19 protein-coding genes are annotated in these 22,634 nt (G+C 73.9%); 8 read left to right on the forward strand and 11 right to left on the reverse strand.

From position 1 onward, the window contains the following. Together ABEB07_RS23880 and mscL are read left to right on the forward strand one after the other, a co-directional pair. On the forward strand, positions 1-485 hold a 485-nt coding region (locus ABEB07_RS23880), incomplete at its 5' end, for an RcpC/CpaB family pilus assembly protein (RefSeq protein WP_345670213.1). Positions 486-542: 57 nt separating this feature from the next. After that, the gene (gene mscL / locus ABEB07_RS23885) at positions 543-1,004 is read left to right on the forward strand and encodes a large conductance mechanosensitive channel protein MscL (RefSeq protein WP_164585536.1); all 462 of its coding nucleotides are present in this window, start codon (positions 543-545) and stop codon (positions 1,002-1,004) included. Positions 1,005-1,021: 17 nt separating this feature from the next. Here mscL and ABEB07_RS23890 read toward each other — a convergent pair whose 3' ends face one another. Beyond that, positions 1,022-1,192, reverse strand: coding sequence for a hypothetical protein (locus ABEB07_RS23890; protein WP_203634320.1), 171 nt, complete (start codon positions 1,190-1,192; stop codon positions 1,022-1,024). Between the two features lie 112 nt (positions 1,193-1,304). On the opposite strand from ABEB07_RS23890, the gene ABEB07_RS23895 reads away from it, so the two are divergent. The 3 genes from ABEB07_RS23895 to ABEB07_RS23905 all read left to right on the forward strand — a co-directional run bounded on the left by ABEB07_RS23895 (position 1,305) and on the right by ABEB07_RS23905 (position 4,673). After that, a complete protein-coding gene (locus ABEB07_RS23895) occupies positions 1,305-2,333 on the forward strand; it encodes a P1 family peptidase (protein ID WP_345670216.1) in 1,029 nt (342 codons plus the stop codon). 195 nt (positions 2,334-2,528) lie between these two features. Then, the gene (locus ABEB07_RS23900) at positions 2,529-3,749 is read left to right on the forward strand and encodes a L,D-transpeptidase (protein WP_345670217.1); all 1,221 of its coding nucleotides are present in this window, start codon (positions 2,529-2,531) and stop codon (positions 3,747-3,749) included. Positions 3,750-3,926: 177 nt separating this feature from the next. Beyond that, positions 3,927-4,673 (forward strand): DUF6227 family protein, encoded by a 747-nt coding sequence (locus ABEB07_RS23905; protein ID WP_345670218.1) that lies wholly within the window; start codon positions 3,927-3,929, stop codon positions 4,671-4,673. A 45-nt stretch (positions 4,674-4,718) separates the two neighbouring features. Here the strand turns inward: ABEB07_RS23905 and ABEB07_RS23910 are convergent, their stop codons facing one another. The 5 genes from ABEB07_RS23910 to ABEB07_RS23930 form a co-directional block, all read right to left on the reverse strand. Beyond that, positions 4,719-4,979 carry a hypothetical protein gene (locus ABEB07_RS23910; RefSeq protein ID WP_176149360.1) on the reverse strand — a complete coding sequence of 87 codons (261 nt, stop codon included), beginning with the start codon at positions 4,977-4,979 and terminating at the stop codon, positions 4,719-4,721. Between the two features lie 128 nt (positions 4,980-5,107). After that, the gene (locus tag ABEB07_RS23915; RefSeq protein WP_345670219.1) at positions 5,108-7,237 is read right to left on the reverse strand and encodes a PTS fructose transporter subunit IIABC; all 2,130 of its coding nucleotides are present in this window, start codon (positions 7,235-7,237) and stop codon (positions 5,108-5,110) included. 118 nt (positions 7,238-7,355) lie between these two features. Beyond that, positions 7,356-8,303 (reverse strand): 1-phosphofructokinase, encoded by a 948-nt coding sequence (pfkB, locus tag ABEB07_RS23920; protein ID WP_345670220.1) that lies wholly within the window; start codon positions 8,301-8,303, stop codon positions 7,356-7,358. Next, entirely contained in the window at positions 8,300-9,061 is a 762-nt protein-coding gene (locus ABEB07_RS23925; RefSeq protein ID WP_345670221.1) for a DeoR/GlpR family DNA-binding transcription regulator, read from the reverse strand. The genes pfkB and ABEB07_RS23925 overlap by 4 nt, the downstream gene beginning before the upstream one ends. A gap of 248 nt (positions 9,062-9,309) precedes the next feature. Continuing rightward, positions 9,310-10,860, reverse strand: coding sequence for an MFS transporter (locus tag ABEB07_RS23930; protein ID WP_345670222.1), 1,551 nt, complete (start codon positions 10,858-10,860; stop codon positions 9,310-9,312). A gap of 62 nt (positions 10,861-10,922) precedes the next feature. On the opposite strand from ABEB07_RS23930, the gene ABEB07_RS23935 reads away from it, so the two are divergent. Further along, entirely contained in the window at positions 10,923-11,945 is a 1,023-nt protein-coding gene (locus tag ABEB07_RS23935) for a helix-turn-helix transcriptional regulator (RefSeq protein ID WP_176149365.1), read from the forward strand. A 501-nt stretch (positions 11,946-12,446) separates the two neighbouring features. Here the strand turns inward: ABEB07_RS23935 and ABEB07_RS23940 are convergent. Both ABEB07_RS23940 and ABEB07_RS23945 read right to left on the reverse strand, forming a co-directional pair. Beyond that, positions 12,447-13,445: a sigma-70 family RNA polymerase sigma factor gene (locus ABEB07_RS23940; RefSeq protein ID WP_164588258.1), complete on the reverse strand. Its 999-nt coding sequence runs from the start codon at positions 13,443-13,445 to the stop codon at positions 12,447-12,449. Between the two features lie 543 nt (positions 13,446-13,988). After that, entirely contained in the window at positions 13,989-14,780 is a 792-nt protein-coding gene (locus ABEB07_RS23945; protein ID WP_345670224.1) for a dioxygenase family protein, read from the reverse strand. 203 nt (positions 14,781-14,983) lie between these two features. Between ABEB07_RS23945 and ABEB07_RS23950 the strand changes: the two genes are divergently transcribed. After that, positions 14,984-15,520, forward strand: coding sequence for a MarR family winged helix-turn-helix transcriptional regulator (locus ABEB07_RS23950; RefSeq protein WP_176149367.1), 537 nt, complete (start codon positions 14,984-14,986; stop codon positions 15,518-15,520). 58 nt (positions 15,521-15,578) lie between these two features. Here the strand turns inward: ABEB07_RS23950 and ABEB07_RS23955 are convergent, their stop codons facing one another. Continuing rightward, the gene (locus ABEB07_RS23955) at positions 15,579-17,132 is read right to left on the reverse strand and encodes an MFS transporter (protein ID WP_345670226.1); all 1,554 of its coding nucleotides are present in this window, start codon (positions 17,130-17,132) and stop codon (positions 15,579-15,581) included. 209 nt (positions 17,133-17,341) lie between these two features. After that, positions 17,342-18,025 (reverse strand): TetR/AcrR family transcriptional regulator, encoded by a 684-nt coding sequence (locus ABEB07_RS23960; protein ID WP_345670227.1) that lies wholly within the window; start codon positions 18,023-18,025, stop codon positions 17,342-17,344. A gap of 312 nt (positions 18,026-18,337) precedes the next feature. On the opposite strand from ABEB07_RS23960, the gene ABEB07_RS23965 reads away from it, so the two are divergent. Continuing rightward, positions 18,338-19,621, forward strand: coding sequence for a M6 family metalloprotease domain-containing protein (locus tag ABEB07_RS23965; RefSeq protein WP_164588263.1), 1,284 nt, complete (start codon positions 18,338-18,340; stop codon positions 19,619-19,621). Between the two features lie 141 nt (positions 19,622-19,762). Here ABEB07_RS23965 and ABEB07_RS23970 read toward each other — a convergent pair whose 3' ends face one another. Further along, positions 19,763-22,492 (reverse strand): ADP-ribosylglycohydrolase family protein, encoded by a 2,730-nt coding sequence (locus tag ABEB07_RS23970; RefSeq protein ID WP_345670228.1) that lies wholly within the window; start codon positions 22,490-22,492, stop codon positions 19,763-19,765. Between the last annotated feature and the right edge of the window lie 142 nt (positions 22,493-22,634).

The following is a 22,634-nucleotide window of genomic DNA, read 5'->3' on the forward strand; positions in this document are numbered from 1 at the left end:
CGCGGCCGGGGGCCGGTCCACCGGGCGGCGGCCCGGCGCGGGCGCACCCGGCACGGTCGGCCGACCCGCCGCCGGGCGGCACGCACGGCCTCGGGACGGACGGTCTCGGGACAGACGGTCTCGGGACGGACGGCGTCGGCGCGGACGCGGGGCGGACGGTGACCGCGCCCGTGCGCATCGCCGACGCGGAGACGGTACGGCTGCTGCGCCCCGGCGACCGGGTCGACGTGATCGCCGCCGGGGACCCGGCGACGGACGGCACGGCCCGGGTACTGGCCCGCGGCGCACGAGTGAGCCGGGTGCCGCAGCCGGTGACCGGCGGGGCGGCCCAAGGAGAGGCCGGTACGGACTGGGCCGGTGCGGACGGGGCCGGCCGGCGAGGGACGGAGAGTGGTGCGCTGGTCGCGTTGCGTGTGCCGCGTGCCACGGCCGCGCGGCTGGCCGGGGCGAGTGCGACCACCCGGTTGGCGGTGACCCTGTGGTGACCCGTAGGTTGAGTGGCCGTTTGTCCGACGAGCAGCACATCCGAGAAGGGGCCACCGGTGAGCAAGAAGCAGGACCCGAGCATCTGGCAGGGTTTCAAGGCCTTCCTGATGCGCGGCAACGTGGTCGACCTGGCCGTAGCGGTGGTCGTCGGCGCGGCCTTCACCAACATCGTCAACGCGGTGGTGAAGGGGATGATCAACCCCGTCGTGGGGGCGATCGGCACCAAGAACCTCGACCACTACAGTTCGTGCCTCAGCTCCTCGTGCAAGGGCGACCAGGGCATCGAGATCGCGTGGGGCTCCGTGCTCGGCGCGACGCTCCAGTTCATGATCACGGCCGCGGTGGTCTACTTCCTGATGGTCCTGCCGATGGCCAAGTTCCTGGCCCGGCAGGAGGCGCGGCGGAAGGCCAAGGAGGGCGCCCAGGAGATCGTGGACGTGACCGAGCTCCAGGTGCTCAAGGAGATCCGCGACGAGCTGGTCGCCCAGCGCGACGGCACGCACAGCGCCGGACGATAGCCACGGGGCCGCCGGCCTCAGATGTGGTGCGGCGGCTTCTCGTCGAGGAAGCGCTTCAGGTCGGCGGCGGCGTCGCCGTCCGGACGCTCGCCCCATCCCTTGTCGGTGTCGTCCGTGGACTGCTGGCTCAGCGGGTCGTCGAAGATCAGCGCGCTCTTCGGATCACGCGGCTCGGGGGCGGTACTCATGCCTCAAGGGTACGGTCCGCGCCGCGCGCCCCCGCCCCGGCGGCGGGCGACCCGGCGGCAGGCGACCCGGCGGCAGGCGTCCCGGCGGCGGGGTGCGGGGAGACTGGCCTCCATGACAGCTGACGCTTTGACGGATGTCGCCGGTCTGCGGGTGGGGCACGCCACGCGCCGGGGCGAGGGGTGGCTGACCGGGACGACCGTCGTGCTCGCGCCGGAGGGCGGCGCGGTCGCCGCCGTGGACGTACGCGGCGGCGGGCCGGGGACCAAGGAGACCGACGCGCTCGATCCGCGCAACCTGGTGCGGACCGTGGAGGCGGTGGTGCTGTCCGGCGGCAGCGCCTACGGACTGGACGCCGCGTCCGGGGTGATGGCCTGGCTGGAGGAGCGCGGACGCGGGGTGCGGGTCGGCCCCGATCCGACGCACGTGGTGCCGGTCGTCCCCGCCGCCTGCGTGTTCGACCTGGGGCGCGGCGGTGACTTCCGGGCCCGGCCGGACGCGGCCACCGGACGCGCGGCGGTGGCGGCCGCCGCGGCGAGCGAGCCGGGCGCCCCCGTGCAAGAGGGATGCGTCGGCGCCGGGACGGGAGCGGCCGTGGGCGCGCTCAAGGGCGGGGTCGGCACGGCCAGTACGGTCCTCGGCTCGGGCGTCACGGTGGCGGCGCTGGTGGTGGCCAACGCGTCCGGTTCGGTGATCGATCCAGAAACGGGGGTGCTGTACGGGGAGTTGTTCCAGGGCCGGGTGGAGTACCCCGACCCGCGCACGCACCGGGCGGCGCGTGCGCGGCTCGCCGAGTGCGCCGAGCGGAACGGGCCGCCGTCGCTGAACACCACCCTCGCGGTGGTCGCCACCGACGCCGACCTGTCCAAGGCGCAAGCGCAGAAGCTGGCCGGCACGGCGCACGACGGCATCGCGCGGGCGGTGCGGCCGGTGCATCTGCTCAACGACGGGGACACGGTGTTCGCGCTGGCCACCGGAGCCAGGCCGCTCGACGCCGGGCGGCCACTGGCCCTGAACACCGTGCTCGCGGCCGGCGCGGACGTGGTGACCCGCGCGATCGTCCGCGCCGTGCGCGCCGCCGACCCGGTGGACGGGCCCGGCGGGGCGTGGCCGGCGTACGAGGAGCTGTACGGGAGCCGGTGAGGCGAAGGGCGGGCGGCGGGGGCGCGGTCGGCTCCGCGCGGCGCCTCCGCCGTGTCACACCGCGTCGGCGATTGTCCCGGTTCTGTCACGTGCGGGCCTCACGGGCGTTCGGCGGGAACCCGGTGCCGGGCGGGCCGCCTCTTGCTCCACACACGTGCAGTGGATCACGCACCTCACACGAACCTGGAGCAGCCCGTGACTAGGCCGGACATAGCAGCGCGGCGCGTACTGGGGGCCTGTGCCGCCCTGATGGTCGGCACCCTCACCCTCACCGGATGCGGCGGCGACGCCAAGGCCGACGACGCCGGCAAGGACGGCGGCCAGAGCGCCGCCAAGTCCTCCACGGCGCGGATCACCATCTCCGCCAAGGACGGTTCGACGAGCGCGTCGATCAACGCGACCGGGGTGAAGGTCAGCGACGGCAGGCTCACCGACGTGAAGATGACGGTGGCCGGGTCGGGGCAGGCCGTGCCCGGGGCGATCTCGGCGGACGGCTCCGCCTGGAAGCCGAAGGAGCAGCTGGAGCGCGGGACCAAGTACCAGATCTCGGCGACCGCGAAGGACTCGGGCGGCCGGCCCGCCGCCGCGAACTCCATCTTCACGACCGTCTCCAAGGCGAACAGCTTCATCGGCACCTACACGCCGGACAACGGCACGACGGTGGGCGTCGGCATGCCGGTGTCGTTCACCTTCGACAAGGCGATCAGCGACAAGAAGGCCGTGCAGTCGCACATCACGGTCACCTCCAGCAGCGGCCAGCAGGTGGTCGGGCACTGGTTCGGCGAGCAGCGGCTCGACTTCCGGCCCGACGACTACTGGAAGGCCGGCTCCAAGGTCACGATGAAGATCGACCTGGACGGCGTGCAGGGCGCGAACGGCCTCTACGGCACGCAGAAGAAGACGGTGACGTTCACGGTCGGCCGCTCGCAGGTCTCCACGGTGGACGTCAGCACGCAGACCATGACGGTGGTCCGGGACGGCAAGACCGTCAAGTCGGTGCCGGTCTCCACGGGCAGCGCCGAGCACACCACGTACAACGGCGCGATGGTGATCGCGGAGAAGTTCCCCCAGACCCGGATGAACAGTCAGACGGTCGGCCTGGGCGGCGAGTACGACATCCCCGACGTGCCGCACGCCATGCGCCTGACCACCTCGGGCACCTTCATCCACGGCAACTACTGGTACAACAAGGGCAACCCGCCCTTCGGCCGCGAGGGCACCAGCCACGGCTGCGTCGGTCTCGCCGACGTGCAGGGCGCCCAGGGCGACACCACCGCCAAGTGGTTCTACGACAACTCGCTCATCGGCGACGTGGTGGTCGTGAAGCACTCCCCCGACAAGACCGTCTCCCCCGACAACGGGCTCAACGGCTGGAACATGTCGTGGAGCGAGTGGACCGCCGGCAGCGCCGTCTGAGCGCCTCGAAACGCCCTTGAGCAGCGGATTTTGACGACTCGGCGGGCCGCGCGGGAACTTCTCGCGCGGCCCGGCCGTTTTTCCGGCAGACGTTTTCTCGGTTCCGGGTCACGATGTCCGACCGAGGGGCTACGGTATGCACCCACCAGGTGACATGCAGCAACGCCGGGAGAAACCTTGAGCGTTCCGTACGAGACGGCAGCGTACGAGCCACGCGAGTCCCCGCAGTCCCCGGAGGAGCACCTCGCGCGGCTCCTCGGCCGTGCGCTGAACTCCTTCGAACTGCCCGACGAGACGATACGCCGGCTCGACTGCGCGCTGGCGTACGACGGCTCGCTGCGTTCGGCGCACCACAGCGCCGGACTGCACCGCGAGACCTACCGGCACACCTGGCTGCTCGCCGACGGTTCGGCGCTCACCCTGTGGGAGCTGGTGCACAACACCGTGCCCGGCGGCGAGTCGCAGCACGAGGTGTACCTGGACGAGGAGGAGCTGCGCTGCGCCACCGGCCGGCTGCCGCTCCCGCCGGACGCGCCGGACTTCGAGCTGCCGGTGCCGGTGCGGTTCGCGCCGCTGCCCGAGAAGCGGCCCCGCTACGTCCCGGACGCCTCGGGCGACCACGCGCGCCGGCTGCTGCGGCGCGCGGAGAACGCGGACCGGCCGGGCGCGGACGTCGTCGCGCTGCTGGCGGAGGCGTGCGGGCACCGGATCACCCAGGCGTTCGGCCGCCCCTGCCGGTCGGTGCGGGCCGGACTGTGCTTCTCGCTCTACGAGCACGCGTTCCTGCTGAGCGACGGCGCGGAGGTCTCCCTGTGGGAGGTGGAGCACACGGCGACCCCGGACGGACGCCACATGTGCGAGGTGTACGCGACGGAGGAGGCCGCGCGGGACGCCATGGAGCGGCGGGCGGCGCAGGTGTCGTGACCACGGCCGCGCCGCAGGCCGGGGAGTCCGGCGGGCGGGGCCGGGTCAGCCGTCGCTGAGCCGGCGCATCAGGCCCGCGAAGGCGGCCCGCTCCGCCGCCGAGAGTTCGACGTACTCGCGGTGGGGGCCGGAGGTGCGCTGCGGCGGGAGGGCCGGCAGGCTCGGCAGGCCCGGCACGGGGGTCCGGCGGCGGATCTCGAACCGGAGGCCGTAGCGGTAGCCGGCGAGAACGAGGGCGCAGGCGATGATCAGCACGGCGGGCAGGGCCACGCCGCACAGGATCAGCATCGAGACGTGCTCAGGCATGCGTCAAGTGAACACCACGGTCCGGGACATCGGCCCCGGACCGTGACGTATCTCGCAGGTGACGTGAACTACTCACAGCACCCCAAACCGACAGGGCGGCGGATGCCGCGGGTGACGTGGGTGGGCCGTCAGGCGGCCACCGGCTGTTCGCGGCCGGCGCGCGCGGACCGCGCCTCCTCGCCGTCCCCCTGCCCGCCGCCCGCGCCCGGGGCTCCGCGCAGCGTCTTGAGGGCGACCACCAGCGCCGTCGACGCGCACACGCCGGCCGCGACGGCGATCAGGTAGAGGAACGGGTTGCCGATCAGCGGGACCACGAAGACGCCGCCGTGCGGGGCGCGCAGGGTGGCGCCGAAGGCCATCGAGAGGGCGCCGGTGAGCGCGCCGCCCGCCATCGCCGACGGGATCACGCGCAGCGGGTCGGCCGCGGCGAACGGGATCGCGCCCTCGGAGATGAAGGAGGCGCCCAGGACCCAGGCGGCCTTGCCGTTCTCCCGCTCGGTCTCGTCGAACAGGCGGCCGCGCACGGTGGTGGCCAGCGCCATCGACAGCGGCGGCACCATGCCCGCCGCCATCACCGCGGCCATGATCTTCATCGCCGAGTCGCTCGGGTCGGCGACCGCGATCCCGGCGGTGGCGAAGGTGTAGGCGACCTTGTTGACCGGGCCGCCGAGGTCGAAGCACATCATCAGGCCGAGCAGCGCGCCGAGCAGGACGGCGTTGGCACCGCTCAGGCTGGTCAGCCAGTCGGTCATGCCCTGCTGCGCGGTGGCGATGGGCTTGCCGATGACGACGAACATCAGGAATCCGACGACCGCCGAGGAGATCAGCGGGATGACCACCACCGGCATGATGCCGCGCAGCGCCCGCGGGACGCGCACCCGCTGGATCGCGGTCACCACCGCGCCGGAGAGCAGCCCGGCCGCCAGGCCGCCGAGGAAACCGGCGTTGACGGTCAGCGCGATCGAGCCGCCGACGAAGCCGGGGACCAGGCCGGGGCGGTCGGCCATGCCGTAGGCGATGTAGCCGGCCAGGACCGGGACGAGGAAGGCGAAGGCCACTTGGCCGATCTGGAACATCAGCGCGGCCCAGCTGTCGCTCTGGGTCCAGAGGAAGTGGTCCATGACCGAGGGCGCCTTGTTGACCTCGTACCCGCCCAGGGCGAAGCCCAGCGCGATCAGCAGGCCGCCCGCCGCGACGAACGGGACCATGTAACTGACGCCCGACATGAGCCACTTGCGCAGCTTGGTGCCGTAGCCCTCGCCGGGCTCGCCCGCGCGGTCGACGGGGGTGGCGGCGGAGCCGGCGGGTGCGGTCGTCTCGCCGCGGGCTGCCTTCCGGCGGACCTCGGCGATCAGTTCGGCGGGCCGGTTGACGCCGGCCTTCACGCCGACGTCGACGGTGGGCTTCCCGGCGAAGCGGTGCTTGTCCCGTACGGGGACGTCGTGGGCGAGGATCACGCCGTCGGCCGCGGCGATCACCGCCGGGTCGAGGCGGGTGAAGCCGGCCGAGCCCTGTGTCTCCACGACGAGTTCGACGCCCGCCTCCCGGCCGGCGTTCGCCAGCGACTCGGCCGCCATGTAGGTGTGCGCGATGCCGGTGGGGCAGGAGGTGACGGCGACGATCCGGAAGGGCGCCTCGGTCTCCGGCGGGGACGCGGGCGCTTGCGCGGACTCGGGGGGCGTCTCCCGCGCCGAGTCCTGAGCCGTCTCAGGTGCGGGCGCAGGGGTGGGCGCAGGGGTGGGCGCAGGGGTGGGCGCAGGGGTGGGCGCTTGCGCGGGGTTCGCGGGCGTCTCCGGCGCGGCGGCCTCCGTGGGAGGGGTGTCTCCGCGGATCAGCGCGGCGACGGTCGTCGCGTCGGTCGCCGCCCGCAGCGCGGCGGTGAACTCGGCGTTCATCAGCTTGCGGGCCAGCGCGGACAGGAGGGTCAGGTGGGCGTCGTCGGCGCCGGCCGGTGCGGCGATCAGGAAGACGAGGTCGGCGGGACCGTCCGCGGCACCGAAGTCGATCCCGGCGGCGCTGCGCCCGAAGGCGAGCGTCGGCTCGGTGACGTGCGCGCTGCGGCAGTGCGGGATGCCGATGCCGCCGTCGAGACCGGTCGGCATCCGCGCCTCGCGGGCGGCCACGTCGGCGAGGAAGCCCTCCACGTCGGTCACCCGGCCGCGGGCCGCCATCCGCTCGGCGAGGGCGCGCGCCGCCGCCTCCTTGGTGTCGGCGGACAGGTCGAGGTCGACCAGGTCCGCGCCGATCATCTCGCTCATCGCGGGCTCCTTCGCTCGCGTATCGCCCGAACGGCGGGGATAGCCGGGGCGGGGGTGGGGACGGGGGTGCCGTGGGGGGCGGCGGGTGCTGAGAAAAGGGCCGGGACCGGAGGCGGGGTCATGGCGCGGGTTCCGACAGGGGGCGGTCCAGGGGGACGTCGGACGTCACCGTGACGGTCGCCGGGGACAGGTCGGGCGGGGTGGGCATCAGGCTGCCGGGCAGCTGGACGGCGGCCGCGCCGTGGGCGACGGCCGAGGCCAGGGCATCGGGACCGGCGCCGCCCGCGATCAGGAAGCCGGCCAGCGAGGCGTCGCCCGCGCCGACGTTGCTGCGGACCGCGGCCACCGGTGCGCCGCCGTACCAGAGGCCCGCGCCGTCCACGAGCAGCTGGCCGTCCGCGCCCAGGCTCGCCAGCACCGCGCCCGCGCCGAGCGCGCGCAGTTCCTCGGCCGCCTTCACCGCGTCGCCCACCGTCGCCAGGGGGCGGCCGACGGCCTCGGCGAGTTCTTCGGCGTTCGGCTTGACCACGTCCGGGCGCTCGCGCAGCGCGGCCAGGAGCGCGGGCCCGGAGGTGTCCAGCGCGATGCGCGCCCCGGCGGCGTGCGCGCGGGCGACCAGGTCGGCGTACCAGGAGGGGGCGAGTCCGCGCGGGAGGCTGCCGCAGCAGGCGATCCAGTCGGCGGCGCGCGCCCGCTCCCGCACGGTCCGCAGGAGCAGTTCGCGTTCCTCGGGCGCGAGCCGCGGGCCGGGCGCGTTGATCTTCGTCAGGACGCCGTCCGCCTCGGCGAGGGCGATGTTGGAGCGCGTGGTCCCGGCGACCGGGACAGCGGCGACCTCGATGCCCTGCGCGGCGAGGAGTTCGGCGACCAGGGCGCCCGGCGCCCCGCCCAGGGGCAGTACGGCGACGGTGCGGCGGCCGGCGGCGGCGACGGCGCGCGAGACGTTCACGCCCTTGCCGCCCGGGTCCATGCGCTCGCCCGTGGCCCGCACGACCTCGCCGCGGTCCAGCGCGGGGACCTCGTAGGTGCGGTCCAGGGACGGGTTGGGGGTGACGGTGACGATCACGCGCGGAGCACCTCCGTGCCGGCCCGCTCGATGGCGGCGGCGTCCTCGGGGCTCAGCGCGCTGTCGGTGACGAGCAGGTCCACGTCGCTCAGGTCGCCGAAGCGGGCGAAGTGCTCCTGGCCGTGCTTGGCGGAGTCGGCGAGCAGCACCACCCGGCGGGCGGCGGCGATCGCGGCCCGCTTCACGGCGGCCTCGGCGAGGTCGGGCGTGGTCAGACCGTGCGCGGCGGAGAAGCCGTTGGCGGCGACGAACAGCACGTCGGCGCGGATCTCGCCGTACGCCCGCAGCGCCCAGGCGTCCACGGCGGCCCGCGTACGGTGCCGTACGCGCCCGCCGACCAGGTGCAGCTGGAGGCCGGGGTGGTCGGCGAGGCGGGCGGCGATGGGCAGCGAGTGCGTGACCACGGTCAGCTCGCTCTCCAGCGGGAGGGCGGCGGCCAGCCGGGCCACGGTGGTGCCGGCGTCCAGGATCAGCGTGCCGTCGGCGGGCAGTTCGGCGAGGGCCGCCCTGGCGATGCGGTCCTTCTCGTCGGCCGCCGTGGACTCGCGCTCGGTGAGGTCCGGTTCGAAGTCGAGGCGGCCGGCCGGGATGGCCCCGCCGTGCACCCGGCGCAGCAGCCCGGCCCGGTCCAGGGTCTTCAGGTCGCGGCGGATCGTCTCCGCCGTCACCTGGAACTCCTCGGCGAGCGACACCACGTCCACCCGGCCCCCGTCACGGGCGAGCCGGAGGATCTCCTGCTGCCGCTCCGCCGCGTACATGTCCGACTGCCTCCGACCGATGCCCGAATCTGTGTGTACCGGGGGAGGCTACGCCCGGCCAACCGGAAAGTAAACAGATCCGGGCACTATCCGGGCACGAACGGGCACACCCTTCCGATGGGTACCGACCGGGACACCGCCCCGGAGGCCGCCCCGGGCACGGCGAAGGGCCCGGCGCCGCCCTCGCGGCACCGGGCCCCGCACCCGAACTCACCTCACCGTCGCACTCACCTCACCGTCGCCCCCGTTCAGCCGACCAGCGCGCGCTCCCGCCCCCGCTCGCCGTCCGCCGCGGCCGCCTCCGCCGCCGTGTCCGCCTCCTCGCCCGAGCCCTCGCCCTCCACGTGCTGGGCCGGCCGCTTCGGCAGCGCGGACATCAGCAGGAAGATGACGCCCAGCACCGCCGCCACCCACACCAGCGCGTGCTGGAAGGCGTGCACGAAGGCCGGGCCCACCTGGGCCGGGGTGAGCCGGTCGCCGATGACGCCGAAGAACACCACCGACACCAGCCCGAGCCCCAGCGCGTTGCCCATCTGCTGGACGGTGTTGATCAGACCGGAGGCGGAACCGGCGTGCTCGCGCGGCACCTCCGAGAGGACCGCGTCCGTCAGCGGGGCCACGATCAGGCCCATGCCCGCGCCCATCACCACCAGCGGCAGCGCCATCTGCCAGGGCGTGATGTCCAGACCGTAGCGGTGGGACTCGCCGATGTAGAGCAGGACGCCGGCCGCCATCAGCAGCGCGCCCGTCTGGAGCACCTTGCGGCCGAAGCGCGGGACCAGCTTCTGCACCGACAGGCCGGCCGCGGTGGACACCGCGAGCGAGAACGGCACGCCCGTCAGCCCCGCCTTCAGCGGGCTCCAGCCCAGCCCGGTCTGCATGTACAGCGTCCAGACCAGGAAGAACACCCCGAGCGCGACGCCGAACACGGTCTGCACGGCGATGCCGGCCGCGAAGCTCTTGACCCGGAACAGCGACAGCTCGACGAGCGGGGACCCGTCCCGCGCCGCCTTGCGCCGCTCGTACGCCACCAGCGCGGCGAAGACCGCGAACGCGCCCGCCATCGACACGTACCCCCACACCGGCCAGCCCAGCTCGCGGCCCCGGGTCAGCGGGTAGAGCAGCATCAGCAGGCCCAGCGTCACCAGGGCGACGCCCACCAGGTCCAGCTTCATGGCGCGCGGCGCGCGGGACTCCGTGATGAACCGGCCGCCGAGCAGGAAGGCGACGACGCCGACCGGCAGGTTGATCAGGAAGATGGGCCGCCATTCGAGGCCGAACAGGTTCCACTGGGTCAGCAGCGCGCCCAGCAGCGGCCCGGAGACCGCGCCCAGGCCGACGATCGCGCCGAACAGGCCGAAGACCTTGCCGCGTTCGCGCGCCGGGAAGGTGGCGTGCACGATCGACAGCACCTGCGGGACCATCAGCGCGGCCATGCCGCCCTGGAGGATGCGCGAGGCCACCAGCATCTCCGGGTTGGCGGCGAAGCCGCACAGCGCGGAGGCGAGGGTGAAGCCCGCGACGCCGACGAGGAAGAGCCGCTTGCGGCCGTGGATGTCGCCGAGCCGGCCGCCGGTGATCAGTCCGGCCGCGAAGGCGAGGGCGTAACCGGCGGTGATCCACTGGATCTGGCTGAAGGACGCGCCGGCGTCCTGCTGGATGGACGGGATCGCGATGTTGACGATCGTGACGTCCACGAGGTCCATGAAGGCCGCGGTCATCACGATCGCCAGCGCGAACCAGCGGCGGCGGTCGCCCGCCGGCGCCGGGCTGCTGACAGGGGTTTCGCTGGAGGTCATGCAGGCACGGTAGGAGGCCAGTAGGCCAGATCGTGTCCTAGATGTGCGGCATCCTCGGACCCATGACGACGGACACCCCGGCCCGGCTCCTCCAGCTGCTGTCCCTGCTCCAGACACCCCGCGAGTGGCCCGGCGGCGAGCTGGCCGAACGGCTCGGGGTGTCCCGGCGCACCGTGCGGCGGGACGTGGACCGGCTGCGCGAGCTGGGCTACCCGGTGCAGGCGACCATGGGCGCCGACGGCGGCTACCGGCTGGTCGCGGGCAAGGCGATGCCGCCGCTCGTCCTGGACGACGAGGAGGCGGTGGCGATCGCGGTCGGGCTGCGGGCGGGCGCCGGGCACGCGATCGAGGGCGTGGACGAGGCGTCGGTGCGGGCGCTGGCCAAGCTGGAGCAGGTCCTGCCGGCCCGGCTGCGCCACCGCGTCACCACGCTCCAGGCCGCCACCACCCCGCTGACCAGCGGCGACGGCGCGAGCGTCGCCCCCGAGACGCTGACCGTGATGGCGTCCGCGGTGGCCGGACGGGAGCGGCTGCGGTTCGCCTACCGGGCCGGGGACGGCGCCGGGACGCGGCGGACGACGGAGCCGTACCGGCTGGTGTCGACCGGGCGGCGCTGGTACCTGGTCGCCTACGACCTGGACCGGGCGGACTGGCGGACGTTCCGCGTCGACCGGGTGAGCGAGCCGTTCGCGACCGGGGCCCGGTTCGCGCCGCGGGAACTGCCGACGGGCAGCGCGGCGGAGTACCTGCGGCGGTCGGTGTACCAGCGGCACCAGGAGACGTACCGGGTCGGCGTGACGTTCGCCGCGCCGGCCGAGGTGGTCGCGGCGCGGCTGCCCGCCTGGTTCGGCACGCCCGAGCCGCTGGCCGACGGCCGCTGCCGGCTGCGGGCCTCGCTCGGCGACCAGTTGGAGTGGGTCGCGACGCGGCTGGCGCTGCTCGGCTGCGACTTCACCGTGCACGAACCGGCCGAACTGGTGCGGTGCGTACGGGAACTGGGGGCGCGGCTGAGCCGGGCCGGCGCCGCCGGCTCCCCGTCCGACGCCGGCGTCGGGGCCGAGCGGCCCGCGCGACCTGGGGATTAGCGATGCGTAGTTCCGCTGTGGCAGAGTGCTACGCGCGGGCCACCCCGGGGTTCAGGTCCGGGGTGTCCCGCTCTTTCGACACGCGCGGACGCGGATGTGGGGCCGGGCCTCGGCACCCGGGGGGTGGGGCGCCGAAGCCCGGCTCTGGGAAGGTCCCGGCGCCGGGGGGGAGTGCGTCGGGACGTGGCTCGCTTCGTCGGGCCGCCGTCGTCGAGAAGCCGCCGCGGCCGTCAAGTCGCCGCCGGCCGTCTCGTCGTCGGCCGTCTCTTCAGTTCGTCGGGTTCGTCGGTTCGTCGTCAGGGTGCGTGCGCGTTCCGTTCCGTACGTACGGCCATACGTACGGCACCGGCGGAGCGTTCACGACCCGCCGTAGGGGTTGTTCCCGGAGCGCCGCCTCTCAAGCGGCGGTACACGGCCATGTTCGCGCGGTCTTCGGCCACCGGCGCACGCCGTACCGGCCCGGCAGGGGCGCCGACGCGCCTCTGAGCCGCCCCCGCGGGGTCACGCCGCCGCGTCGAAGCCGGTGTCGCGGGCCAGCTTCTTCAGCTCCAGCAGCGCGTGCTTCTCGATCTGCCGGATGCGCTCGCGGGTCAGGCCGTGCTCCTTGCCGACCTCGGTCAGCGTGCGCTCGCGGCCGTCGTCGATGCCGTAGCGCATCTTGATGATGGACGCCGTGCGCTGGTCGAGGCGGCCGATCAGGTCGTCCAGTTCCTCGCTGCGCAGCAGGGTCAGCACCGACTGCTCGGGCGACACCGCGGAGGTGTCCTCCAGCAGGTCGCCGAACTGGGTCTCGCCCTCGTCGTCCACCGACATGTTCAGCGAGACCGGGTCGCGGGCCCAGTCCAGGACGTCCGCGACGCGCTCCGGCGTGGAGCCCAGCTCCGCCGCGATCTCCGCGGGCTCGGGGTCGCGGCCGTTCTCCCGGTTGAACTCGCGCTGGACGCGGCGGATGCGGCCCAGCTCCTCCACCAGGTGGACGGGCAGCCGGATCGTGCGGGACTGGTCCGCTATCGAGCGGGTGATCGCCTGGCGGATCCACCAGGTGGCGTACGTCGAGAACTTGAAGCCCTTGCGGTAGTCGAACTTCTCCACCGCGCGCACCAGGCCGGCGTTGCCCTCCTGGATCAGGTCCAGCAGCGGCAGGCCGCTGCGCGGGTAGCGGCGGGCCACCGCGACGACCAGCCGCAGGTTGGAGCGGATGAAGACGTCCTTGGCCCGCTCGCCCGCGTCGACCAGCGCCCGCAACTCCTCGGGCGTGGCCTCGGCCTTCGGCTCCTCGTACCCGTCGAGGATCTGCCGCGCGAACACACCCGCCTCGATGACCTGGGACAGCTCGACCTCCTTGGCGGCGTCGAGCAGCGGTGTGCGCGCTATCTCGTCGAGGTACATGCCGACCAGGTCGCGATCGGCGATCTCGCCGCCATGGGCGCGAACACTGCTTGCCGCGTCGGCCGTCTCGCCGGTGGCGGACTTACGACGGGCGACGGCACGGGTTGCCATGCGTGCTCCCTTGCGAATGGGTCCCCCCTGTTCGAGCGAAGCCGAGAACGTGGGGGAGGGTCAGCGGGTGGTCCTCGGGACGCCGGGCACTCTCATCGGACTTTCAGGAACTCTCCTCGGGTGCCCCGCATCCGTTGGAAACAACGACTGGAATCAGGACAGAATTCCCAAGCCGCCCCTCAAATTTTCTGATCATGCAGTACCCTGTCCGCCGCAACGCCCTGTGTGCGCCGTCGACGGACGCGGTCCCGCAGGTCAGGGCGGGGAGCCGGAGGCTTCGGAGCCCTCGTGGGGCCGCTCGGCCGCCCGGTGCCTGAGACGCCCCTCACACGGACACCGCAACGCCGCCGGTGTCCGCGGGCACGCCGCTCGGCGCCCGCCGGTGGGAGCGTGTCGCCGTCGAGCACCCTCCCACCTCCCATGACGGCTCGTACCGGCGGAAGGTTGCCGCACACCCGGACTCTCAGGAGATTCCCAGACTCTCCACACCCTCGCCGCACACCGCCCCCGGACGGCCGCGGCCGCTCCCGCTCCCGCTCCCGCTCAGCCGAACTGCACCGACCGCTTCGCCATTCCCAGCCAGAAGCCGTCGATCACCGAGCGCGGCCCGTCCAGCTCGCCGCCGGCCTCGGCCGCGCCCATGGTGACGAACAGCGGGGCGAAGTGCTCGGTGCGCGGATGGGCGTAGCGGCCCGCCGGAGCCTTGTGCGAGAAGTCCAGCAGGGCGTCCCAGTCCCGGCCCTCCAGCGCCCGCCGGCCCCCGTCGTCGAACTCCGAGGACCAGCTCGGCACGCCCGGCCCGGTGTGCCGCAGCGCGGCCAGGTTGTGGGTGAAGAACCCGGAGCCGACGATCAGCACGCCCTCGTCGCGCAGCGGGGCGAGCCGGCGTCCGATGTCCATGAGGGCGACCGGGTCGAGGGTCGGCATGGAGACCTGGAGGACGGGGACGTCGGCGGCCGGGAACATCTCGACCAGCGGCACGTAGGCGCCGTGGTCGAGGCCGCGGTCGGGCACGTCCCGCACGGGCAGCCCGGGGCCGCGCAGCAGCTTGCGCACGCTCTCGGCCAGTTCGGGGGCGCCAGGGGCGGCGTAGCGCACCTGGTAGTAGTGCTCGGGGAAGCCCCAGAAGTCGTAGACGAGGGGAACCGTCTCGACGGCGCCGAGGGCGAGCGGTGCCTCCTCCCAGTGCGCGGAGACGACGAGGATCGCCTTGGGCCGGGGCAGTTCGGCGGACCAGGCGGCGAGCTGGCCGGGCCACACGGGGTCGTCGGCGAGCGGCGGGGCGCCGTGGCTGAGGTAGAGGGCGGGCATGCGCTCCTGGGCGGTGGCGGACACGGCGGCGGCTCCCTGCGGTCGTCTTAGAGGTACGTGGCGTACGTGGCGTACGTGGCGTACATGGCCCGCATGGCCTGCGTGGCGTACGCGACGTATGTAGCTTGAAGTTTCAAGCTCCTGGCTCCTCCGAGCCTACGACCGTTTTGTTTAGTCCTCAAGTTTTTTGTTTAACCTTCAAGGAACCGTCTCGTACAGTGGGATGTATGAACACGGCACCCTCCACCGCACCCGAGTCGCCCCACGCCGCTGCCGCCGGGACGCACCGTTGGCTCACCGCCGACGAGCAGCGCGTCTGGCGCGCCTACCTGCACGCCACCACCCTGCTCGAGGACCATCTCGACCGGCAGTTGCAGCGCGACGCGGGCATGCCGCACATCTACTACGGCCTCCTGGTGAAACTCGCCGAGGCCCCGCGCCGCCGGCTGCGGATGACCGAGCTGGCCAGGGACGCCAAGATCACCCGCTCCCGGCTCTCGCACGCCGTCGCGCGGCTGGAGAAGAACGGCTGGGTACGCCGCGAGGACTGCCCCTCCGACAAGCGCGGGCAGTTCGCGGTGCTGACGGACGACGGCCGTGACGTGCTGCGGCGCACCGCGCCGGGGCATGTGGCCGCGGTGCGCCAGGCGCTGTTCGACCGGCTGAGCCCGGAACAGCAGAAGTCCCTCGGCGAGATCATGCAGATCGTCGCCGAGGGACTCCAGCCGAACGAAGCGGGCGCGGACCTGCCCTGGCTGCGCTGAACCGGGCGGGTACGGAGCGCGCGGCCCCGTACCCGCACCGGTACCCGGTGGGGTGCGCTCAGTGTGCGATGACCGGCACCGGCATCTCGTCCGCCGCGATCTCGCCGTCGGCGGAGCCCGCGCCGGTCACCGTGGTGCTCCCCGGCCGGCCCGCGTTGACGAAGGTCAGCGCGATCACGCCGGCCACGGCCAGGATGCCGACGGCGAACCAGATGGCGTTGGTGTAGCCGTGCACCAGGCCCTCCAGCTGGACCCGCTGCTGCGCGCCCCGGTTCGTGCCCGCGCCCGCCAGGTGGCCGGTGAGGTACGCGGCCGTGGCGGAGGAGGCGATCGTGTTCAGCAGGGCGGTGCCGATGGCGCCGCCCACCTGCTGCGAGGTGTTGACCATCGCGGAGGCGACACCGGCGTCGCGCGGCTGGACGCCCAGGGTGGCCAGGGACATGGCCGGCATGAACGCCGTGCCCATGCCGAGACCGAGCAGCAGCATCCCGGGCAGCAGCAGGGCGGCGTAGGAGGAGTCGAGGCTCAGCTGGGTCAGCAGCAGCATGCCGACCGCGGCGACCAGGAAGCCGGGGCCCATCAGCAGCCGGGCCGGGACGCGGGTCATCAGCCGGGCGCCGATCTGGGTGGAGCCGGTGATCATGCCCGCGATCATCGGCAGGAAGGCGAACCCGGTCTTGACCGGCGAGTAGCCCCGCACGATCTGGAGGTAGTAGGTCAGGAAGAGGAACAGGCCGAACATGCCGATGATGGCCAGGCCCAGCGAGAGGTAGACGCCGCCGCGGTTGCGCTCGGTGATCACCCGCAGGGGCAGCAGCGGGGCCTTGACCCGGGACTCCACCAGCACGAAGGCGCCGAGCAGGACGACGGAGGCGACGAACATCGAGACGGTCAGAGCGTCGCTCCAGCCGGCGGACTCGGCGCGGGTGAAGCCGTAGACGAGGGCGACCAGGCCGAGGGTGGACAGGACCACGCCCGGGATGTCGAGCGGCGAGCGGTTGCGGCCGCCGGCCGGCTCGCGGATGACGAAGTAGGCGCCGGCCGCGGCGACCACGGCGAACGGGATGTTCACGAAGAACGTCCAGCGCCAGTTCAGGTACTCGGTGAGGAAACCGCCGAGGATCAGGCCGACGGCGCCGCCGCCGCCCGCGATCGCGCCGTAGATGCCGAACGCCTTGGCGCGCTCGCGGGCGTCGGTGAACATCACCGCGAGCAGGGAGAGCGCGGCGGGCGCGAGCAGCGCGCCGAAGGCGCCCTGGAGCGCGCGGGCGCCGAACATCAGCGTGCCGGTGGTGGCCGCGCCGCCGAGCGCGGAGGCCGCGGCGAAGCCGGTCAGACCGGTCACGAAGGCGCGCTTGCGGCCCCACAGGTCGGCGATCCGGCCACCGAAGAGGAGGAGCCCGCCGAACGCGAGGGCGTAGGCGGTGACGACCCACTGGCGGTTGCCGTCGGAGATGCCGAGGTCCTGCTGGGCGGAGGGCAGGGCGATGTTCACGATGGTGGCGTCGAGGACGACCATCAGCTGAGCGAGCGCGATGAAGACGAGCGCTTTCCAGCGGTTGGCGTCGCCGGCCTCCGGGAGGAGGGGAGCCGGTGCGGCTGTTTTGGACATGGGGATACCCACTTCAGGACTTCGTGACGGAAAAAGGGTGTCGTCAAGGAACGGCCCGCCCCTCGGTGGGCGGCCGTGCGCAGCTTGGTGGTTACGGGACGGTCGGTGGCGGCTGAGGGCGCGGGAGCTGGGTGCGCCCGGTCAGGACGCTTGGTCAGGGCGCCCGGTCAGGGGCGGGCGGTCAAGGGCGCTCAGTCAAGGGCGCTCGGTCAGGGCTTCGGGGTCGCCGGCTGGGTGGAGCAGTCCCGGCGGAGGTCCTCCATGGTGGTCGCCGTGCCCGGCAGGGCGGTGCGGGCCGGGGCCCGCAGTCCGTCCAGGAACAGCTGAAGATGACGGTGGACGTAACGGTCGTGGCTGGGGCAGCCGGTGCCGGCCGGGGGCCGGCTGAGCTGGGCCGCGGCGACCAGCAGATCGCCGACGCCCACGTCGGGCCGGAGTTGTCCGGCCGCGACGGCGCGGTCCATGACCTCCTGGACCAGGCGTTCGCACCGTTCGCGCGCCGCCTCCAGGTCGGGGTGGTTGCGGTCGAAGGCGCTGGCCACCATCGGGCACAGCGCGCCGACCCGTTCGTCGGCAGCGGTGTGCACGAAGCTCGACAGCGCCTCGAAGGCGTCGCCGGTCTCGGCGAGCGCCTGCTCGGCGGCGAGCGTCGTGCGGTCCATGACCGCGCACAGCACCTCGCGGACGAGGGCGGCGCGGTCGGGGAAGTTGCGGTACAGCGTGGCGTTGCCGACGCCGGCCCGGCGGGCGACCTCGTCGAGCGGCACCTCGGGGCCGTGCTCGACGAGCATCTCGCGGGCGGCGGTGACGATCCGCTCGCGGTTGCGCAGGGCGTCGGCGCGCGGCCTGGTCGCCTTGCGCTGCGCGGTTGTCGCGGTCGTCGCGGCCTGCACGGCGTACTCCTTCGGTCGGGTGATGAGGCGATCCGGAGAGTGAATCCCCGTTTCGCGCGGACACCTGACCAAACGGGGAAACGGTCCCCGGTTATTTCCGCCCCGGCGAGAAGTTTCCCGTGACCTGGGTCACATCACACCGCGTCACGGTCGTACCCGTCCCCCCGCCGTCCCACCGCCCCGTTCCCACGACCGGACCGCTCCAGCGCGCGCCCGCCGCACCCGCGACAGAGAGTGATCGAAAGGGTGCAGCCAAAGACCGGTGGCTGTCTGGGGGCGAACCGGTGGCTGCCTGGAGCGAAGGGTCCACGCATGCCGCCGCAGCCGCCCCGACGCCGGATACGCAAGCGCCGTGCCGCCGCTCTCACGTCCGTCGCCGTCCTGACCTTCGCGGCCAGCACCGCCGGGGCCGCGCACCTGACGACGGGAGCCTCGGCGAACGGCGCCGACGCCTACGGCCTGGCCCGCTCCCCCGCCCTCATCCCCTGCATGATCAGCGGCCCGACCACCGTGCAGATGACCGAGGGCGTCCCCACCGCACACGGCTACGCCCGCTCCACCGGCACCGTGCACGCCCTCACCGTGATGATCGACTTCTCCGACGCGCAGGGCCAGGGCGACGCCCTCGACCGCTTCCACGAGTTCTTCCCGCAGACCCAGAACTGGTTCCGCACCGCCTCCTACGGCCGCCTCGACTACCGCCCCGAGACCCCGATACCCCGCTGGCTGCGCATGCCCAAGCCGTTCAAGGCGTACGGCATAGAACGCGGCGCGCCCTTCGACCCCGGCTACCGCAAGCTGGTCCAGGACATCGTGGCGGCGGCCGATCCCACGGTGGACTTCCGCGACTACGACCTGCTCAACGTACTGATGACCCCGAACGCCGGCCCCTCCGCGCTGGACACCGTCCTGTCCGTCACCTTCGCCGGCAACGCCGAGGCCCCGGTCGCCGACGGCGTCCCGGTCTCGAACGCCTCCTTCGTCTACTCCCGCCAGGACGACGGCTCCGGTACCTACGACAGCACCGGCTACCGGGTCCTGCCGCACGAGAACGGCCACGTCTTCGGCCTGCCCGACCTCTACACGCAGGAGGGCGGCGGCGCGGTCGGCCACTGGGACATCATGAGCGAGGACTGGGGCGCCAACAACGACCTGCTCGGCTGGCACAAGTGGAAGCTGGGCTGGCTGGACGCGCACCAGGTGAGCTGCGCGAGCGGGCACGGCTCGGCCGAGTACACCCTGACCCCGCTGGAGCGCCCCGGCGGCCCCAAGCTGGTCTTCGTCCCGCTCGACGACCACACCGGCTACGCCCTCGAACTGCGCACCCACGAGGGCAACGACGAGACGGTGTGCCGGCCGGGCGTCCTCATCTACAAGGTCGACGCCGGCGTCGACACCGGCCGCGGCCCGATCACGGTCTACGACGCCCGCCGCGACTCCGGCGGCTGCACCCGCAGCCCCAACGTGCAGGCCGAACTCTCCGACGCGCCCTTCGCCCCCGGCGAGACCTTCAAGGACCCCAAGGCCAGGATCCGCATCGACGTGGCGGCGGCCGACCTGGACGGCAACTACCGGGTCCGGGTGACCAGGCAGTGACGGCGCGGGCCGGACTGCCGCAGCCCCCTCCCGGCCGCGACTACCACAGCCCCCTCCCGGCCGCGACTGCCACAGCCCCCTCCCGGCCGCGGCGGCGAACCCGGTGCCCCGCCTTCCCCCGCCTCCCCCGGCGCCGCCGGCTCACCAGCCCGGGTAGCGGTCCCACCAGTGCGCGTCCCACCCCGGCGTGTACTCCGTGCCGCCGGGCCGGTCGACGAGCTGGGCGACCAGGTCACGGGCCAACGTGTCCAGCACCCAGGCCAGTTCGTGCCGGCTGACCAGATCGAGCGGCAGCGCCTCCGCCCCGTGCGCCGCGCCGAGCAGCGCCCCGGTCACACAGGCCGCCGAGTCCCCGTCCGGCGCCCCGGCGGCGAAGCGCAGCGCGGCCGCCACCTGGTCCCGCTCCGGGAAGGACGCGGCGGCGTACAGGCCGCCGAGCAGCGCCGAGGGGGCGGTGGGGTCGGGCGCGAGACGGGCGAGACGGCGCGCGTCACCGGGGTACGCCTCGCCTTCCTCCAACGCCTCGGTGAGGCGGCCGCACTCCTGGCCGGACGGACCGGAGCCGGTTTCGGAACCGGAGTCGAGAGTGGCGATCGCGTGCACGGCGTCGTGGAGGGCGCGCCGTACCTCCGGTCGCGCGCCGGCGGCCAGCAGGTGGCCGGCCAGCACGGTGGCGTGGACGGCGGCGGTCTGGGCGGCGGGGTCGCCGTGGGTGAGGGCGGCGACGGCACGCGCCTCCTTCGCCCAGTAGCCCGAGTCGTGCCCGGCGCGGACCACGGCGAGGGGAAGGGTGCGGGTGAGCGCGTGGCAGCCGCGGCTGGAGGTGGTCGGCGTCTCGACGGTGCCCTGTTCGGCCTCGGCCAGCGCGGCCACGGTCGCCGGCGCCGACCCGCGCCGCAGGCCCAGCACCGGTACCTGGGCGAGCCAGCCGTCCGGCCACGCCTTGTCTCCGTACGGGGCCCAGCGGCGCCGTAGCCGCTCCGCCCCGATGCCCTGGAGGGCGGCCCACCGGCAGTAGGCGTGCCACAGCACGGACGGCGGATGGCAGACGCCCTTGTGGTCGCCGCGTACCAGCGCGCGGATCGTGCCCTCGGCGGTGAAGCAGGCCAACTGCGTGCTGACTCCGGCCCGCAGCGTGACCCCGGCGGGCAACTCGCCCCGCGCCGCGCCGAGCGTGTCCCCGACGGCCAGCCCGAGCAACAGCCCGCGCACCCGCGACAGCGCCCACTTCTCCCCCGGGAACCCGCCCGACGGCTGCCCCTCGTTCTCACTCTCCCGAACCTGAGAGCCACTCTCCTGGACCCGGGGGACGGTCTCCTGCACCTGTGCGGCCGTCGCCGGCGTACGCCCCGAAGCATCCCCGACGGTCAACGCCCGCACGGCGTCGTGCAGTTCTACGTGTGCGGAGAGCTTCCAGCCGTGCACCAGCGCACCCCGCAGATCGGCGAGCGCGGTGTCGCCGTCGACGCCGGTGGCCAGGTGGCCGTAGACGGCGGCGACGGCCGGGGTACGGCTCTGCCCGGCGGCGCAGTGCAGCAGCACCCGCTTGCCGGCGCGGCGCAGCCGCAGCACCGCGCGGGCGGCCTGATCGACGACGTAGTGGAGATTGGCGTTGTGGTCGTCCCGGTCGACGAGCCAGACGCGGACGTGCTCGACGTCGGCGCCGGGCAGCACGGGCCCCGTCCCCATCCGGCACAGCGACACGACCGCGTCGACGTCGACGGGCGCACCGCTGTGCAGCAGGGGGAGGTTGCCGAGCAGCACGCCGGGGTCGTACGGGTGCGGGAGGGCGAAGCCGCGGGGCGCGCCGGCCGGGACGGGCGCGCGGACGATCGAAGGCCAGCCGATGCCGTCGTCCTGCCCGCCCTGCGCGGTGCGCACCGCCAGCCGGACGAGGTCGGCGCCGGTGAGCCCGGGCCAGCCGTGCACGTCCTGCTGCCACCGCAAGGGGATGCCGGAGCAGCCCCAGCGCGCGCCGAGCAGGGCGCCGGCGATGGCGGCGACGGTGTCGGTGTCGTTCCCGGCGCGCACCGCCTCCTCCAGCGCGAGCCGCAGATGCTGCGCGGGGAAACGTTTCTGGGCGAGGTCCAACTCGGGGACGGGCGTACGGACGACGGCCGACCAGGCGGCCTGGAGCGCGTGCACGACCCAGCCGTTGCCGGCGAAGTACCGCGGCGGATGCGCCTCGGCCTCGTCCAGCCGCTCGGCCCACAGCGCCCGCCGCTCGACGGGCAGCAACTCCAGTCCGGCCCGCACCCCGTCGAAGGTCCCGTCCAGCACGGCGGTACGGATGCCGGAGCACCACAGGACGCAGGCGTCGGCGCAGTCGGGGTCCGGGTGGGTGAGCGCGCTGACGGCGACGGCGGCCTCGGCCATCGCGCGCACGTCGCCGAGATGGGCGAGGGCGACGATCCCGGTCCGCATCAGCGAGCCGTTGCCGGCGCTGCGCGGGTGCCGGTCGGCGTAGTCACGGGCGGCGTCCCGCAGCGCGGCGCCCGGCGCCCCGCCGGCCTTCTCGGCGGCGCGGAGCACGGCGCGCGTCTGCGCCCCGACATCGCTGGCGCCGCCGCTCAGCCAGCGCCGGAAGCCGGCGGCGACGGCGTCGAGGGCCTCGGGCGCGCGCAGGTCGGCGCCGGTGGCGGCCACTTCGGCGACGCACACCTGCATCTGGGTGTCGTCGGAGTACTCACCGGGCGCGTACGGCCCGAGCCCGCCCCCGACCATCTCCGGCCGCTGCTCGGCCCCGAGCACCGCCGCGAACTCGTACGGCACCCCGAGCGCGTCCCCCACACCGGCCCCGAGCAACACCCCGGCGGCCCGATCGGTCCGCCGCGCATCCAGCCGCGGATTGGGAACGCGCACACGCCCCATGAGACCTCCTTGACGAAGCGACGTCACGCGGGGGGGACGGGGTCGACACCGCCAGCCCCACCGACCGGCCGACCGGCCGACCAGGCAGCTGGCCGGCGAAACCCGAACCCGAACAGGCGGAACCGGCCCGCCGAACCAACGA

Origin of the sequence: Streptomyces similanensis, assembly GCF_039543625.1 — a bacterium.
Classification (GTDB): Bacteria; Actinomycetota; Actinomycetes; order Streptomycetales; family Streptomycetaceae; genus Streptomyces; species Streptomyces similanensis.